Origin of the sequence: Streptomyces sp. NPDC001903, assembly GCF_042891345.1 — a bacterium.
Lineage (GTDB): Bacteria > Actinomycetota > Actinomycetes > Streptomycetales > Streptomycetaceae > Streptomyces.
Map to the genome: position 1 here is coordinate 572,204 of NZ_JBIASZ010000003.1, position 15,628 is coordinate 587,831.

The following is a 15,628-nucleotide window of genomic DNA, read 5'->3' on the forward strand; positions in this document are numbered from 1 at the left end:
GGGAGGAAAACGGCACATGCTCGGCTTCGTCGTGCGTCGGCTGCGCGGGCGAGTGCCGCTCGCCGCCGCCGTGCTGCTGACCGTACTGATCACCACGACCGTGCTGACCGCACTGTCCGCGTTCACCCGCGGCGTGGGCGAGGCCGGGCTGCGCCAGGCCCTGCAGGGCCCGGACCGGGCCCGGACCACCGTCCTGGTGACCGCCGAGCACGCCGCGGCCGACCGCGGCAAGGACGACGAGGCCGTACGGGCCTTCGCAGCCGAGCTGTTCGGCCGGCTGCCCGTCGCCGTCGAGAGCGTGGCGCGCAGCCGTTCGTACGGACTCCCCGGCGCGCGCACCCCCGGCCGGGACGCCGACCTCACCCTGCTCGCCGCCCTCGACCACGCGAACGTGAAGCTGCTGGCCGGCCAGTGGCCCGAGGCCGTCGGCGCCCCGGGCGGCCGGGTGCCGGTGGCCGTACCCCGGGCGGCGCTGACCCGGCTCGGGCTGAGCCCGCAGGCGCTGCCCGCCGAGGTGCGGCTCGACGACCGGTACGGCGGCGCCCCGCTGACCGTGCTGGTCACCGGCGTGTACCGGGCCGCCGACCCCGAGGCGCCGTACTGGCGGCTGGACCCGCTCGGCGGCCGGGAGCTCCAGGTCGGCAGTTTCACCACGTACGGCCCGCTGCTCGTGGACGACACCGCCTTCACCGCGGGCGGGCTGGTGCAGAACAACCGCGGCTCGCTCCTCACCCCGGACCTCACCACCACCGCCGGCTCCGACGCGGAGGCGATCCGGGACCGTACGGGCTCGGCCGCCGAGACGCTGAAGCGCACCAAGTCCCTCCAGGCCAGAACCGAACTGCCGGAATTCCTCGGCGAATTGGCTTCGGCCCAGCTGGTCGCCCGGTCGACCCTGCTCATCGGCGCGCTGCAGCTGGCCGTCCTGGCCGCAGCCGCCCTGCTGCTCGTCGCACACCTCCTGACGGAGCGCCAGGAAGGCGAGCGCGTGCTGCTCGCGGCGCGCGGCGCCTCCCGCCGCCGCCTCGGCGCGCTGAGCGCCGCCGAGGCGCTGCTGCTCGCCCTGCCCGCCGCGGTGCTGGCTCCACTGCTCACCCCGCCGCTGCTGCGGCTGCTCGGCGGGTTCGGCCCGCTCGCGCGGGTGCCGTTCGACACCGCCGGGACCTGGCTGCTGTGGCCGGTCGCGGCCGGCTGCGCGCTGGCCTGCGTACTGCTGGCCGCACTGCCCGCCCTGCTGCGCGGGGTCGCGGCCGCGGCCCTGCGCCGCAGCGGACGCCGTCAGGCGCTGGTGGCCGGGGCCGCCCGCTCGGGCGCCGACCTGGCACTGGTGGCGCTCGCCGCCCTCGCCTACCAGCAGCTGTCGCAGCACGCCGGCGACGGGCTCACCGCCGGTGCGGCGGGCGACGGCGGGCCGATCGGCGTGGACCCGGTGCTGGTGGCCGCTCCGACGCTGGCGCTGTGCGCGGGCACGCTGCTGGTGCTGCGACTGCTGCCGTTCGCCGCGCGGCTGGGCGGACGGATCGCCGCCCGGGGCCGCGGGCTGGGCCCCGCGCTCGTCGGCTGGCAGCTCGCGCGCCGGCCCGGGCGGGCGACGGGTCCCGTGCTGCTGCTCGTACTGGCCGTCTCCAGCGGGGTGCTGGCCCTCGGCCAGCACACGGCGTGGTCCGCGTCCCAGCGCGACCAGGCCGAGTTCGCCACCGCCGGGGGGCTGCGGATCTCCGGCAGCGACCTCCCCGCGATGGGCCAGGGCGGCCGGTACGCGGCGCTGCCCGGCGGCGAGGGCGTGATCCCGGTGATCCGCAGGCCCCAGGAGCTGCCGGGCGGGCGGTCCGCGCAGGTGCTCGCGCTGGACGCGGCCGGGGTGGCCGAACGGGTGCCGTTGCGGGCCGACTTGCGCGACGGGCGCGGGATGTCCGCGCTGTTCGCTCCCCTGTCGGCGCGGCCCGCCTCCGGTGCGGGCGGCGTCGCCCTGCCCGGGAAGCCGCAGCGCATCGACCTCGACGTGGAGCTGCGGGTGTCCGGCGGTGACAGCGGCCACGCCGGGATCGGGCTGCTGCTGCGCGACCGGTTCGGGCTGACCTACCGGACGCCGATGGTCCAGCTGCCCGCGGCCGGCCCCGCCACCGCCTCGGTGGACCTCGGAGCGCTGACCGGCGCCCCGCTCGGTTCGGCCGCGGCTCCGCTGACCCTGGCCGGGATCGCGCTGTCGTACGGCGCCGGCGAGGAGGGCTCCGACTTCGGTGCGGGTGGATCCGCGGCCGCGGGCGCGGAGCTGACCGTACGCCGGGTGGCCGTGGCCGACACGGCGGCCGGCCGGGCCGAACCGGTGACCGCCGCGGCCGGCTGGTCGCTGTCCGGACCCGCGCTCACCGACGGCTCCCCCGCCGCGGAGCTGCTGCCGGTCGCGCAGGACGGCTCGGAGCTGCTGAAACTGCGCTATCGGGGCGGCCACGAGGCCAAGGGCGGGATCCAGCTGGCGCTGGTCCCGCCGGGTGCGCAGGGCGCCGCCGAGGTGCCGGGGATCGCCACCCGCGCCTACCTCGCCGGGGTCGGTGCGGCCGTGGGCGACCTGGTGCCCGTACCGCTGGGCGGGGTCTCCGTACCCGTGCGGATCACCGCCGCGATCGGCTCGCTGCCCGTGGCCGGGGACACCGCGCTCGCCGTCGATCTGGGCTCCGCGGGGCGCCTGCTGGCCGCGGGCGGCGCGCGGGAGCTGCCCGCGCCCACCGAGTGGTGGCTGCCCGCGAAGTCCGCCGCCGACACCGCGCCGGCCCGGGCCGCCGCCGAACTGCGGGCCGGCGCCGGGGTGCAGCAGGTGCGGCTGCGCGAGGAAGTCGCGGCGGGTCTGCTGGACGACCCGCTGAGCGCCGGCCCGCAGAGCGCGCTGGCCGCCCTCGCCGCGGCCTGCGCCGTGCTGGCGGCGATCGGCTTCGCCGCCTCGGCCGCGGCGGGTGCCCGCGAGCGGGCCCGGGAGTCGGCGGTGCTGCTGGCGCTCGGGTCGCCCGGGCGGACCCTGGCCCGGACGGCGGCCGCCGAGAGCTGCCTGCTGGTCGGGCTCGGCTGCGCCGTCGGGGTCGGGCTCGGCGCCGCGATCGTCCATCTGGTGGTGCCGCTGGTGGTGTTGACGCCCGCCGCGCGCCGTCCGGTGCCGCAGGTGGTCGTCGACCTGCCGAACGCCACGACGCTGCTGCTGACCGTCGCGATCGCGGCGGTGCCGCTGCTGTCGGCGGTTCTCGGCGGCCGCCGCGACCGGAACGTCTCGAACGCGGCCGCCCGGCTGCGGTACGTGGAGGAGCTGTGACCAGGCCCGCAGACACCCCGGACAGCGCGCGGGACGGCGCTCCGGACGCCGCGCCGGACGGCCCGCCGGGCCAGGCGCCGGCGTCCGGTCCCGCCCGAGTGCCCGGGGCACGACCGGCTCCGCCCGAGGACCGGCCCGCGGCCCCCTCCGGGGTGCGGCCGGCGCCGTGGGTGCGCACCCGCTTGCGGTCGGCGCCGTCGAGCGCCCTGCTCGCCGCCGCCCTCGCCTTCGTCGCCGTACTGCTGGCGGCCTCCCTGCCGCGCGCCCTGGACCGGGGCTCCGATCAGGCGCTGCGCTCCTTCCTGCACGACCGCGGTCCCGTCGCGACGAGCCTCCTCGCCACCTCCACCTCCCGGTACGGGCAGGAGTCCCCCGAGGACCTGGACTCCGTACGCAACGCGCTGCTCGCCCGCACCGGCGCCGGCTTCGCCATCGCCCCCACGGGAGTGGTCCACGGCACCCAGGCGGCCAAGCAGCGCGGCCTCGCCAACCCCGGACTGCCCAGCCCCGACGGCGTCCCGCCCCGGCTGGACCTGCTGTACCTGCGGGAGGCCGCCGCGCACACCGAGTTGGTGGAGGGCCGCTGGCCGAGCGGCGGCGCCCCGGGCGGGCCCGTGCCGATCGCGCTGTCCCAGCAGGCCGCGCAGACCCTGGGCGTCCGGGTCGGCACGGTGCTGGAGTCCATCGCCAACAGCTCCGAACCGATGAACGCCGAGATCGTCGGCCTCTACCGGGCCGCCGACGAGGGCGACGTCTTCTGGGCCGGGCTGCCCTGCCTCACCCGCGCCTGCCAGACCAACACCCCCACCGCTCCGCCGCAGCGGTACTGGCACACCGCCGCGCTCGTCGGGCCCGACGGGCTCGACCGGCTCGGGCCGTGGGGCGAGGGCGCCGAGGACTTCTGGCGGCTCCCGGTGGACACCGCGCGGCTGCGCGCGGACCTGCTGCCGGGCGTCGCCCGGGAAGTCGCCGCGTACGTGGGCGGCCCCACGGCCTCCGCGCTGCGCGCCACCACCCGGCGCAGCGATCTGCGGATCACCTCCCGGCTTCCCGAGCTGTTCAAGCAGGCCGAGGCCCGGCAGCAGGCGGTCGCACCGCTCGCCGCGATCGGCCCGGCGGGGGTCGCCGGGGTGGCGGCCGTGGTGTTCTGCCTGGCCGCCGCCCTGACCGGGGACCGGCGGGAGTCGGAGCTGCGGCTGCTGCTGGCCCGCGGCGGCTCCCCGCGCGGCATCGTCGGCCGGCTGCTCGGCGAGGGCGCGGTGAGCGTCCTGCCCGCAGCCGCCCTGGCGACCGTACTCGCGCTCTGGCTGCTGCCGACGCCGCGGGCGTCCGCGTCCCTGCTCGCGGCCGCCGCCGTCACCCTGCTGGCGCTGCTGGCCTTTCCCGTACGGGCCGCCGTGCTGCTGTCCGCGCGGCGGCGCGGGCCGGCCCCGCGGCGCCGGCTGGTCGCCGAGCTGCTGGTCGCCGCCGCCACCGCCGCGGCCGTGTTCGAGGTCCGTCAGCGCGGGGTGGCGCCCGCCGGCGAGGGTCTGGATCCGCTGCTGGTCGCCGCCCCGCTGCTGCTCGCACTGTGCGGCGGCCTGGTGCTGGCCCGGCTCCAGCCCGTCCTGGTCGGGGCACTGGCCCGGGCGGCCGGGCGGCGTCCCGGCCTGGTCGGCTTCCTGGGCCTGGCCCGCGCCGCCCGGGGCACCGGCGGCCGGGCGCGCCCTTCGGTGCTGCCGCTGGTCGCCCTGCTGCTGGCCGTCACCACCGGCGGGTTCGGGGCCACGGTGCTGGACGCGGTGGACACGGGCCGGCTGCGGGTGGCCCGCCTCGCCGTGGGCGGGGACGTCCAGATCGCGGCGCCGTACGGGGACGCACTGCCCCCGGCGATGGCCGAGGCCGCGGCCGCGCTCCCCGGCGTACGGACATCGGTCGGGGTGTGGACGGACGACCAGGCCTTCGTGTTCGGCACCGTCCAGGGCTCCACCCAGGTCACGGTGGTCGTCGCCGAGCCGGTGGCCTACGCGGAACTGGCCAGGACCGTCGGACGCGGGCAGTTCGACCCCGCGCTACTGGCGAAGGAGACCGGCGCCGACGCCCCGGTGCCGGCGCTGTTCAGCAAGGACCTGGCCAAGCTGGCGGCGGCCGGCACCTACCGGCTGTCGCTCGGCGACGGCGGCGAGCTGCAGATCGGCTCCGTCGGCGTGGTCGACGGGACCCCGGCCAGGCCCGGGGCGGGCGGCTCCGTGGTCGTCCTGCCCGCCGGACCGGCCACCGCGCGCCTGCCCAGGACCGGGCATCCCGACCGGTGGCTCGCGGCCGGGGCGATCGACGGGGACCGGCTGCGCGAGGCCGTCCGGGCCACCGCCCCGGCGGGGACCGCCGGGCGCTTCACCCTCCGCACCAGCGCCGACACGGCCGCCGAGCTGGGCAGCGACCCGCTCCAGCGGTCGGCGGGCCGGCTGTTCTGGGCGTCGGTGGCCGGGGCCGCGGGCTTCGCGCTGCTGGCCGTACTGCTCACGCTCGTACGGGCGGCGCCCGAACGCGCCGCGCTGCTGGCGCGGTTGCGGACGATGGGGCTCCGGCCCCGGGACGGCATCCGGCTGATCCTGACCGAGGCGCTGCCGCAGGCGCTGGCCGCCACCCTCGGCGGGGCGCTCGTCGCCGCGGCGGCCGTCGCCCTGCTGGGGCCGGCCATGGACCTGTCCGCCCTGGTCGGTTCGACGGTGCCGACGGGGCTGCGCCTGACGGCGCCGCCCGTGCTGACCCAGGCCCTGGGGCTGGCCCTCCTGGTCACCGTGGCCGTGCTCGCCGAGGCGGCGATATCCGGACGGCGCCAGATCACCACCGAGTTGAGAGCGGGAGACCAGCGTTGAACAGCGACCAGCCGACCTACGAAGAGCTGCGCCGGCAGGCCCTGGCCGCCGCCGCACCGCGCACCGGGCGGGCCGACACCGCCATCGCCTGCGACCGCCTGGTCCGCATCTTCAGCGCCGACGGGGTCGAGGTGCAGGCACTGCAGGGCCTGGAGCTGACCGTGCAGCGGGGCGACCTGGTCGCCCTGGTCGGCGCTTCGGGCAGCGGCAAGTCCACCCTGCTGAACATCCTGGCCGGGCTGGACGTCCCCACGGCAGGTTCGGCCACGGTCGAGGGCTTCGACCTGCTCGGGATGTCGGCGAAGGACCGGTTGCGGTACCGGCGCGAGGCGGTGGGCTTCGTCTGGCAGCAGACCGCCCGCAACCTCCTGCCGTTCCTGACGGCGGCCCAGAACATCGCCCTGCCGATGCAGTTGAAGGGGCGCATCGGGCGCCGCGGCGCGGCCGACCGGCAGGCGGACCGGGTCACCCGGCTGCTGGAGGCGCTGGAGATAGCCGATCTCGCGGACCGGCGCCCCGCCGAGCTCTCCGGCGGGCAGCAGCAGCGGGTGGCCATCGCGGTGGCCATGGCCAACGAACCGGCGGTGCTGCTGGCGGACGAGCCCACCGGCGAGCTCGACTCCGAGACGGGGGCCGCGATCTTCGAGGCGTTCCGCACCGTCAACCGGGAACTCGGCGCCACCGTGGTCATCGTGACGCACGACCCGCTCGTCGCGGGCGAGGTCCGCCGTACGGTGGCCATCCGCGACGGCCGCACCAGCAGCGAGGTGCTGCGCCGTACGGTCACGGACGAGCACGGCGCGGAGTCGGTGAGCGAGCGCGAGTACGTGATGCTCGACCGGACCGGCCGCGTGCAGCTCCCGCACAAGTTCCTGGAGGCCCTGGGCATGGAACACCGCGTCGCGGTCGACCTGGCCGCGGACCACATCGAGGTCCGCCCCGACACGGCGGAGGACCCGGCCGACCGGTGAGCCGACCGGTGAGACCCATGAGCCGACCGGCGAGCCACCCGGTGGGCGTCACTTCCGTGGGGCGGGTGTCGTTAGGGCCTCGGGGTTGACTCTGGGGGCGAAGGGATGACGGAATGCGGCAGTTTCCTCTGGAGATGCACCAGATGGCACCCGGTCGGGTCGTGGAGTGGCGGTTGCGGTCCACGGCCGGGGCGCCGGCGGGCGCGCCGGGCGGTGCGGCGGGTGACACGACGGGCAGGAGGGCTTCCTTCAACCAGGACAAGCACTTCACCGTCGCCGAGGAAAGCCGCGGAGCCGACGATCCCGTCGCGTCCTGGATCGCGGTCACCTTCGAGGTCAAGGGCGCGCTGGTGGAGCGGGCCCTGACCCGCGCCCTGCTGGCCTTCGTACGCCGGCACGAGGTGCTGCGGTGTGAATTCCGGCGCCTGGCGGGCGAGTTGGCGTGTGAGCCGATTCCCGTCGGCGAACTCGCCCTCGACACCGTGCCCGTGGCCGAGTTCGACTCCTCCGAAGCCCTGCGCGGCTTCCTCGCCGAGCGGTTCAAGCGCAGCATCGACACGCTGTCCTGGCCGCTGTTCACCATGGGCGCCGTGCTGCGCGAGGACTCCGCCACCGTCTACCTGGCCTTCGACCACATCGTCTGCGACGGCCTGTCGATGCCGATCGTCGTCCACGAGGTGCAGAACGCGTACGAGGCGCTGTGCCGCGGCGAGGAGATCGACCTGCCGCCCGCGCCGAGCTACCTGGACTTCGCCGAGGAGCAGCGCCGCCGCTACCTCTCCATCGCCGCCGACGACGAGCGCCTCGGCTACTGGAAGTCGTTCATGGCGCGCGGCGGCGGCGAGTTCTTCCCCCGGTTCCCGCTCGAGCTCGGCGTGGAGCCGGACCGGATGTACCCGATCGTCAACGAGGCCTCGCCGCTGCTGGACGCGGGCGAGGCCGAGGTGTTCGAGAAGGCCTGCCGCGCGGTGGACGGCAAGCCGTTCATGGGGGTCCTGGCGGCCGTCGCGGTCTGTCTGCGCGAGGCCGGCGGGCCGGGGGTGTACCGGGGCTTCATGCCGGTCAGCGAGCGCGGCCGGGCCGGCTGGGCCAACTCGGTGGGCTGGTTCGTCAACACCATGCCCATCGAGTTCGATGCCTCGCCCGGCCGGGACTTCGCCCAGGTCATGGCGGCGGTCCGGGCCGGTTTCGGCGAGATGATGGAGCACATCGACGTGCCGTTCGTACGGGCCTGGCAGCTGCTGGCGCCCACCGAGTTCGCCGCCCGCTCCTGGCCCTACCCGGTGAACTTCTTCTCGTACATCGACGTCCGCAAGTGTCCCGGCGCCGAGCGGCACGAGGACTGGCGGCCGACCTCGCACGTGTGGTCGGCGCGGGCCAACGGAGCCTGCTCCTGGTTCCAGCGGGACGCCGACGGCCTGCACATGAACTCGATCTACGTGGACACCGCCGCCGCGCGCCGCACCATGGACGACTTCCAGGAGGCGCTGCGCGCCACGGTCCGGGAGATCGCCCGGCACGGTTGCTTCCGGCGGCCGGTGGCCCTGACCGCGCCGCGCCGCCCGATGGGCGAGGACGCCCTGCTCGACGCGGCTCCGTACGCCCCCCGGCACTCCCGCTCCCGCTCCTGACGACCGCCGGCCGCCCGTGTTCACGCGCGGGCGGCACGCCCCAGCAGCAGGGCCCGTTCCCGTGCGTTGTGCGTGAGCGAGGCGGCCCGTTCGAACTCCGCCCGGGCCTCCTCCCCGCGGCCCAGCCGCTCCAGCAGGTCGCCCCGTACGCTCGGCAGCAGGTGGTAGGCGCGCAGGGCCGGCTCCTCGGCCAGGGCGTCGACCAGCGGGAGCGCGGCTTCGGGGCCCTCGGCCATCGAGACGGCGACCGCCCGGTTGAGTTCCACGACGGGTGAGGGGACCAGCTCGACGAGCCGTCCGTACAGGGTGGCGATCGTCACCCAGTCCGTGTCCTCGTAGCGGACCGCCTCCGCGTGGCAGCCGGCGATCGCGGCCTGCACGGAGTACGGACCGCTCCCCGCGTGCCGCATGGCCAGGGCGCCGCGGCGGATCAGCATCCGGTTCCACTTGGACCGGTTCTGGTCGGCGAGCAGCACCGGCTCCCCGCCGGGGCCGGTACGGGCGGAGATCCGGGAGGCCTGGAACTCCAGCAGCGCCGCCAGACCGTGCACTTCGGGCTCCTCGGGCATCAGGGCGGCCAAGACCCGGGCCAGCCGGAGGGCGTCCTCGCACAGGGCGGGGCGCACGAGGTCGTCGCCGGCGGTGGCCGAGTACCCCTCGTTGAAGATGAGGTAGATGACCTCCAGGACCGAGGCGAGCCGCGCCTCGCGGTCGGCTCCGTAGGGGACTTCGAAGGGCACGTCCGCCTTGGCCAGGGCCCGCTTCGCCCGGACGATGCGCTGGGCGACGGTGGGCTCCGAGGCGAGGAAGGCGCGGGCGATCTCCTGGGTGGTCAGCCCGCCCATCAGGCGCAGGGTGAGCGCGATCCGGGCCTCGGTGGCCAGGACGGGATGGCAGGCGGTGAAGATCAGCCGCAGCAGGTCGTCGTCGATGTCGTCCGGGGCCGCCGGCTCGGCGGGCGGCGGTACGTCCTCCAGGGTCCGGCCGACCTCGGCGAGCTTGCGGGCGTACGTCTCCTTGCGGCGCACGAGGTCGATCGCGCGGTGCTTGGCGGTGGCCATGAGCCAGGCGCCCGGCTTGTCCGGGACACCCTCCCGCGGCCACTGTTCCAGGGCGGCGACCAGGGCGTCCTGGGCGATCTCCTCGGCGATGCCGACGTCGCGCACGATGCGCGCGACACCGGCGATGATCCGCGCCGACTCGATCCGGAACACCGTTTCGACCGCCTGGGTCGCGCTCACTGCCGTCACGGCCACCCATCAGAGCAGCCGTGACGAGGCAGGGCAAACGCGGCGCGGTCGCGGGACTGCCGCGGGGCGGTCAGCTCCCGTCGATCTGGCGCAGCTCGGCGCCGACCGTCCACTCCTCGGGGTGGATCTCCAGGAACCGCTTGGTCCACTCCAGCGCCTCGGCCTTGTCCTTGGCCTGGAGGATGGCGTAGCCGCCGACGACCTCCTTCGTCTCGGTGAAGGGCCCGTCGGTGTAGCTCAGCTTGCCGCCGGACCAGGTCACCCGGGTCCCTTCGGAGGTGGGGAGGAGTCCGGCGGTGTCGAGCATGACCCCGGCCTTGGTGATCTCCTCCATCAGCGCGCCCATGCGCTCGCCGAACTCCGGCGGGAACTCGGTGTCGGCGGGAAGGGCCTGCTCGTCGATACGGATCATGGAAAGGAAGCGCGGCATGGTGACTCCTCGGTCGGACGGGCGGGGTCGTTCCCCGCCTCTCACTGCTTCGTCGAACGGGAGGCGCCCGGATCGACAGCTCCCCGGAGATTTCTTCAAAAAGAATCTTCCGGGCCGAAAAGCGCTACTCGCGAGTAGGATCGCGGACCCCGGCCGCCCTTCCGAGAGGACCTTCCGATGCCGCGCACTCCTTCTTCCCCCGTACTCCTCGCAGGCCTGCTGGCGACCGCGGGCGTCGCACACGCGGTCGCGCCGAAGCAGTTCGACGCGATCGTCCCGAGCGCCCTGCCCGGCACCGCCCGGCAGTGGACGTACGCCAGCGGCGCTGCCGAGCTGGTGCTGGCCGCGGGAATCGCCCATCCGCGGACCCGCCGGGTGGCCGCGCTGGCCGCGGCGGCGTTCTTCGTCGGGGTGTTCCCCGCGAACGTGAAGATGGCCGTCGACGCCGGCCGGCGCTCCCCCGCCGCCCGGGCCGTGACGCTCGCCCGGCTGCCGCTGCAGGTCCCGCTGGTCCTGTGGGCCAGGAACGTGAGCCGGGCCGCCGCCTGACGGCGGGCCGGCCCGGATCACGGACTGTCGCCCGACCAGTCCCAGTGCTCCGGATCGGCCGCGCGGCGCCGGTAGTGGGCTCGGCCGCCGGCGCCGTAGCGCCCTATCTCGGTGGGGAGCCGGGCCTCTTCGGCGAGTTGGCGCGGGCTCCAGCCCGTGATGTCCAGGAGGAGCCCGTCCAGCGGGCCGCCCACGAGCTCTCCGTAGAGGCGGCCGGGGCGCGGGCCGGGGTCGGGGTCGTCGTGGTCGGCGCCGTAGACCCGGCGCCTGAGCATCCTGTCGTCCATGCGCCCAGCTTCACAGCCGCCACTGACAACGGACCCCGCGGCGCCCCTTCGTGCGGACGGACACCACTTCTTCCCGGATGTGTGGGTCGCCGCCGCGTGCGCCGTCAGCAGGTCGGGGAGGGCCTGGGTGCAGTAGTCACCGGCCACTCCGCCGTGACGACCCTCGGCCCGGTCCGCCGGCGGGCGCCGTATGTCAGTCGTCACTTGGCCTCACCGGCTTTGCGGGGGCCGAACGGCTGCGATCCCGCTCTGATCCGGAGAGCACGCACCTTCAGCCCTGCACACATGCCGCTGCAACCCGTTGAAGTCACGCTGATCGCCGCATCCGTGACCTCGCCCGTGTCAACGGCGGCCGTGGTGGTCGCTGCTGGACGCGAAGTCGGCGCTGTTCGGCTCACCCGAGCGGCGGCGTGGTCCCTGCGGAACCGGATCGGAGCCAGAGCTGCACCCCCGGAATGGGGTGTGGCGGCGCCGGTCGTCAGCCTTCGAGCAGCTTCTGGCCGACGTACTCCCCCGGGGCGGCGCCGGCCGCCACCGCGAACAGGGCGGACGCCTCGTGCTCGGTGTACCGGGCGAGGGCGTCGCCGCGCGACAGCCGCCGCTGGACGGGGACGAAGCCCGTACGGGGATCCGCCTGCCAGGCGACGAAGAGCAGCCCCGCGTCCGGCGTGCCGTCGGGGCGCAGGCCGTCGTAGTACGACCAGCCGCGCCTGAGCATCGTCGCACCGGCGTTGGTGCGCGGCGCGGCCAGCCGGACGTGCGCGTTGGTCGCGATGACCGGGATCCCGTCCGGCCGGGCGGCGTCCAGGTCCACCGGGGTGCGCTCGGCGCCGCCGGTCAGCGGGGCCCCGTCGGCCACCCGCCGCCCCACGGCCTCCTCGCGGTGGTGGACGGGCAGCCCCTCCCAGGTGTCGAGGAGCATGCGGATCCGGCGTACGACCACGTACGAGCCGCCGGCCAGCCAGGCCGGCGCGTCCGGGCCGGCGACCAGGATCCGGGCCCGCCCGGCGGGGTCCTCGGCGGGGTCCGGATTGCCGGTCCCGTCGAGCTGGCCCATCAGGTTCCGGTGGGTGCCGGACCCCGCTCCCGGCCGGGTGAAGCCGGACATCACCCAGCGGGTCCGCGCCGCGCCGCGGGCCAGCCGCTGGAGGACGCGCAGGGCGTGCACGGCGACGAACGGATCGTCGGCGCCGACCTGCACGAACAGGTCCCCGTCGGAACGGGCCGGATCGAGCCGGTCGTCCGTGAAGGCGGGCAGCGGGGCGAGGGCCTCGGGCCGGGCCGCGGCGAGCCCCAGCCGGTCGAAGAGCCCCGTCCCGAAGCCGAAGGTGACGGTGAGCGCGGCGGGCCCTGCGTCGAGGGCGACGCCCGTGTCGCCGTCCGCCCCGGCCACCGCACCGGCACCGGCACCGGCACCCGCCCCCGCACCGGCCGGCGGCTCGCCGCGGCTCATCCGGGCCGCCGCCTCGGTCCAGGCGCGCAGCAGGGCGGCGGCCCGCGCCCGGTCGGTGCCGGTCCCGAGGTCCAGGGCGGCGAGGTGCGCGTACGGCTGGCGCCTGGTCAGGATCCCGGCCTGGTGGGGGCCGTGGAAGGGGATGACGGCGGCGGACCGCCGCTCCCCGGGCCGAGGGCCGGCCCCGGAGCCCGTCAGTACGGCGCCGCCCGCGGCCAGGGCGGCCAGCCCCCCGGCCCCGAGCAGGGCCCGGCGGGCGACCCGGGACCGGCCGCCGGGCGGAGCGCTCTCGCCGGACCGCCCGGCCTCCACCGTCACTTCGCCCCGTCGACCACCGGGTCGACGACCCCGACCCACAGCCGGTTCAGCTCGGAGACGTACCGGCCGCCCTTGGCGTCCTGCGGTACGACCAGCCGCGGTCCGGCCGCGTCGTCGAACGGAACGCCGTCCTCGGAGACCGCGAGCAGGATCTGGCTCTTGGCGAAGCCGGGGTCGAGTTCGGCCCAGGCGAAGACGGCGCGGTAGTCGCCGCCACCGGTCGCCGCGACCACCGCGCGCAGCTGGCCGTTCTTCTTGCTCTGGTCGAAGCGCGGCTCCGCCGTCTTCAGCACCTCGTACAGCGGCACGCCCGCGTACGTGTGCTCCTGGTCGCCCTTGGCGCTGGTGAACTTCACCGGCGCCGAGCTCTGGGGCAGCTTGCGCAGGTCGGCGAGGGTGAGGGTGTAGGGCTTGCCGACCTCGCCGCCGACCCGTACCTCGCCGGGCTTCAGCGGCGCGGCGGAGGCCTTCGCGGACGCGCCGCCCGAAGCCGCGGGCGAGGCGGAGGCGGAAGCCGCCGCACCCGTCTTCGCGTCCTTCCCCTCCGTCGGCGTCCCGCAGCCCGCAAGGACCAGCGTGCCCGCCGCGAGCGCGAGGCCCGCTCTGCGGAGATTCCTGCGGCGTTCCATGGACGACCCCTCCCGACGCGCCGATCATCAACCTCGCAGATGCAAGGCGATCAGCCCCCATGTGGCGAAAATGCCGTGCGCAACATACATGAAGTCCCGCATCTGCCCCACCCCTTGAAAACCGCCCTGGAGCATCGACCGAAGGGCCCTCCCGCAATCCGCGGCAAACGCCCCGGACCCTTGGCGGAAACACCCGTTCCGGACGGGAATTCGGGCGCGGCGGACCCGGCGGCGATGATGGGGGCGCGCGCACGCATCACCCGTCACACGAAGCAGGAGCACCGCCCATGGCCCGTCGGGTACACCAGCCGCTGGAGAACCAGGAGTTCGACTTCATCCTCGGCATGACCGAGGGGCCGGTTCTCGCCTACTTCATCGGGACCTGGCCCAAGGCCCTGGAGGCCTGCCGCGCGATGGACGCGCTCGTGGCCGCGGCGGCCGAGGAGTACGGCACGCGCCTGACGGCCGTGCGCACCGACATGACCCGCTGCCCCGAGCCGACCAGGCGTTTCGCCGTGACCGGTGCCCCCACCGTCGTCCTCGTCAAGGACGGGGAGGCGGTGGCGAGCCACGCGGGGGCGATGAGCGGCGCCGAGCTCCGGGCCTTCCTGGACGCCCACCTCTGAGCGCCCCGGCGGCCTCTGGGCCGGGCGGGTCAAAGTGGGGTATCTGGCCGAAAGTGGCATAGGTCAGATAGGTGCCTAGGGCATGTAATGGATTCCGGCGAGACGGACCACGGAACCATGCTTACGAGGTGCTGCATGTCAGAGACCGTTGCCTTTCCCCAGGACCGAACCTGCCCCTACCACCCGCCGACCGCGTACGACCCGCTCCGCGAGGGCCGGCCGCTCTCCCGGGTCACCCTCTTCGACGGCCGCTCGGTCTGGGTGGTCACCGGGCACGCCGAGGCGCGCGCCCTGCTCTCCGACGGACGGCTCTCCGCCGACCGGAGCAACGAGGCCTTCCCCGCTCCCACGAAGCGGTTCAAGGGCCTCCAGTACCGCCGTACGGCCCTGCTCGGCGTCGACGACCCCGAGCACAACGCCCAGCGCCGCATGCTCATCCCGAGCTTCACCCTGAAGCGGACCGCGGCCCTGCGGCCCGCCATCCAGGAGACCGTGGACCGGCTGATCGACGAGATGGTCGCCAGGGGCCCTTCGGCGGAGCTCGTGAGCGACTTCGCGCTGCCCGTCCCCTCGATGGTGATCTGCGCCCTGCTCGGAGTCCCGTACGAGGACCACGAGTTCTTCGAGGGCGCGTCGCGAAGGCTCCTGCGCGGGCCCGAGCTCGCCGATGTGGAGGCCGCGCGGGACCAGATCAACGGTTACCTGGCCGATCTGATCGAGCGCAAGCGGACCGACCCGGGCGACGGGCTGCTGGACGAGCTCGTCGCGACCCGCCTGGAGACCGGCGAGACCGACGTCGAGGAGCTGGTCGCACTGGCCGCGATCCTGCTGGTCGCGGGCCACGAGACCACGGCGAACATGATCTCGCTCGGTACGTTCACCCTGCTGCGGCATCCCGAGCAGCTGGCGGAGCTGCGCGCCGACCCGGCGCTGATCTCGGTGGCCGTGGAGGAGCTGATGCGCTTCCTGTCCATCGCCGACGGAATGCTGCGCGTGGCCACCGAGGACATCGAGATCGGCGGGGTGACGATCCGCCCCGACGACGGGGTGATCTTCTCCACCTCCGTCATCAACCGGGACGAGGCGGTGTTCGAGCGGCCGGACGCGCTGGACTGGCACCGGTCCGCCCGGCACCACGTCGCGTTCGGATTCGGCGTCCACCAGTGCCTCGGGCAGAACCTGGCCCGCGCCGAGATGGAGATCGCCCTGGGGACGCTGTTCGCACGGCTGCCGGGCCTGCGGCTGGCGGCCGAGCCGGACCGGATCCCGTTCCGACCCGGCGACACCATTCAGGGCATGGTCGAACTCCCCGTGGCATGGTGAGG

At 75.4% G+C, this 15,628-nt stretch carries 12 protein-coding genes; 7 read left to right on the forward strand and 5 right to left on the reverse strand.

The annotated features are described in order from the left end of the window. The first annotated feature begins 16 nt into the window (after nucleotides 1–16). The 4 genes from ACFYZS_RS09330 to ACFYZS_RS09345 all read left to right on the forward strand — a co-directional run bounded on the left by ACFYZS_RS09330 (nucleotide 17) and on the right by ACFYZS_RS09345 (nucleotide 8,761). Nucleotides 17–3,301, forward strand: coding sequence for an FtsX-like permease family protein (locus tag ACFYZS_RS09330; protein ID WP_389008647.1), 3,285 nt, complete (start codon nucleotides 17–19; stop codon nucleotides 3,299–3,301). Then, nucleotides 3,298–6,159, forward strand: coding sequence for an FtsX-like permease family protein (locus ACFYZS_RS09335; protein WP_389008650.1), 2,862 nt, complete (start codon nucleotides 3,298–3,300; stop codon nucleotides 6,157–6,159). Before ACFYZS_RS09330 ends, ACFYZS_RS09335 begins: the two co-directional genes overlap by 4 nt. Further along, nucleotides 6,156–7,130 carry an ABC transporter ATP-binding protein gene (locus ACFYZS_RS09340; RefSeq protein ID WP_389008653.1) on the forward strand — a complete coding sequence of 325 codons (975 nt, stop codon included), beginning with the start codon at nucleotides 6,156–6,158 and terminating at the stop codon, nucleotides 7,128–7,130. Before ACFYZS_RS09335 ends, ACFYZS_RS09340 begins: the two co-directional genes overlap by 4 nt. 113 nt (nucleotides 7,131–7,243) lie before the next feature. Then, nucleotides 7,244–8,761: a condensation domain-containing protein gene (locus ACFYZS_RS09345; protein WP_389008656.1), complete on the forward strand. Its 1,518-nt coding sequence runs from the start codon at nucleotides 7,244–7,246 to the stop codon at nucleotides 8,759–8,761. A gap of 20 nt (nucleotides 8,762–8,781) precedes the next feature. On the opposite strand, the gene ACFYZS_RS09350 is transcribed toward ACFYZS_RS09345, so the two are convergent. Both ACFYZS_RS09350 and ACFYZS_RS09355 read right to left on the reverse strand, forming a co-directional pair. After that, nucleotides 8,782–10,002 (reverse strand): RNA polymerase sigma factor, encoded by a 1,221-nt coding sequence (locus ACFYZS_RS09350; RefSeq protein WP_389008658.1) that lies wholly within the window; start codon nucleotides 10,000–10,002, stop codon nucleotides 8,782–8,784. A 79-nt stretch (nucleotides 10,003–10,081) separates the two neighbouring features. Continuing rightward, complete coding sequence (locus ACFYZS_RS09355) at nucleotides 10,082–10,441, reverse strand: YciI family protein (RefSeq protein WP_389008661.1); 360 nt, start codon at nucleotides 10,439–10,441, stop codon at nucleotides 10,082–10,084. A 177-nt stretch (nucleotides 10,442–10,618) separates the two neighbouring features. Here ACFYZS_RS09355 and ACFYZS_RS09360 point away from each other — a divergent pair, with 177 nt between their 5' ends. Next, nucleotides 10,619–10,990, forward strand: a complete 372-nt coding sequence (locus tag ACFYZS_RS09360; RefSeq protein WP_389008663.1) for a hypothetical protein — start codon at nucleotides 10,619–10,621, stop codon at nucleotides 10,988–10,990. Between the two features lie 17 nt (nucleotides 10,991–11,007). On the opposite strand, the gene ACFYZS_RS09365 is transcribed toward ACFYZS_RS09360, so the two are convergent. The 3 genes from ACFYZS_RS09365 to ACFYZS_RS09375 all read right to left on the reverse strand — a co-directional run bounded on the left by ACFYZS_RS09365 (nucleotide 11,008) and on the right by ACFYZS_RS09375 (nucleotide 13,677). Next, the gene (locus ACFYZS_RS09365; RefSeq protein ID WP_389008666.1) at nucleotides 11,008–11,277 is read right to left on the reverse strand and encodes a hypothetical protein; all 270 of its coding nucleotides are present in this window, start codon (nucleotides 11,275–11,277) and stop codon (nucleotides 11,008–11,010) included. Between the two features lie 478 nt (nucleotides 11,278–11,755). Next, nucleotides 11,756–13,048, reverse strand: a complete 1,293-nt coding sequence (locus ACFYZS_RS09370; RefSeq protein ID WP_389008669.1) for a Dyp-type peroxidase — start codon at nucleotides 13,046–13,048, stop codon at nucleotides 11,756–11,758. Next, nucleotides 13,045–13,677: a molybdopterin-dependent oxidoreductase gene (locus ACFYZS_RS09375; protein WP_389008672.1), complete on the reverse strand. Its 633-nt coding sequence runs from the start codon at nucleotides 13,675–13,677 to the stop codon at nucleotides 13,045–13,047. Before ACFYZS_RS09375 ends, ACFYZS_RS09370 begins: the two co-directional genes overlap by 4 nt. 287 nt (nucleotides 13,678–13,964) lie before the next feature. Between ACFYZS_RS09375 and ACFYZS_RS09380 the strand changes: the two genes are divergently transcribed. Together ACFYZS_RS09380 and ACFYZS_RS09385 are read left to right on the forward strand one after the other, a co-directional pair. Beyond that, nucleotides 13,965–14,303 (forward strand): thioredoxin family protein, encoded by a 339-nt coding sequence (locus tag ACFYZS_RS09380; protein WP_389008674.1) that lies wholly within the window; start codon nucleotides 13,965–13,967, stop codon nucleotides 14,301–14,303. 135 nt (nucleotides 14,304–14,438) lie between these two features. Next, nucleotides 14,439–15,626, forward strand: a complete 1,188-nt coding sequence (locus ACFYZS_RS09385; RefSeq protein ID WP_389008677.1) for a cytochrome P450 — start codon at nucleotides 14,439–14,441, stop codon at nucleotides 15,624–15,626. Nucleotides 15,627–15,628: the final 2 nt, after the last annotated feature.

Bases quoted from the DNA above. Each gene is read 5' to 3' on its own strand.
- ACFYZS_RS09330 (WP_389008647.1), top strand. From the start codon at position 17: ATGCTCGGCTTCGTCGTGCGTCGGCTGCGCGGGCGAGTGCCGCTCGCC.
- ACFYZS_RS09345 (WP_389008656.1), top strand. From the start codon at position 7,244: ATGCGGCAGTTTCCTCTGGAGATGCACCAGATGGCACCCGGTCGGGTC.
- ACFYZS_RS09355 (WP_389008661.1), bottom strand. From the start codon at position 10,441: ATGCCGCGCTTCCTTTCCATGATCCGTATCGACGAGCAGGCCCTTCCC.
- ACFYZS_RS09360 (WP_389008663.1), top strand. From the start codon at position 10,619: ATGCCGCGCACTCCTTCTTCCCCCGTACTCCTCGCAGGCCTGCTGGCG.
- ACFYZS_RS09365 (WP_389008666.1), bottom strand. From the start codon at position 11,277: ATGGACGACAGGATGCTCAGGCGCCGGGTCTACGGCGCCGACCACGAC.
- ACFYZS_RS09375 (WP_389008672.1), bottom strand. From the start codon at position 13,677: ATGGAACGCCGCAGGAATCTCCGCAGAGCGGGCCTCGCGCTCGCGGCG.
- ACFYZS_RS09380 (WP_389008674.1), top strand. From the start codon at position 13,965: ATGGCCCGTCGGGTACACCAGCCGCTGGAGAACCAGGAGTTCGACTTC.
- ACFYZS_RS09385 (WP_389008677.1), top strand. From the start codon at position 14,439: ATGTCAGAGACCGTTGCCTTTCCCCAGGACCGAACCTGCCCCTACCAC.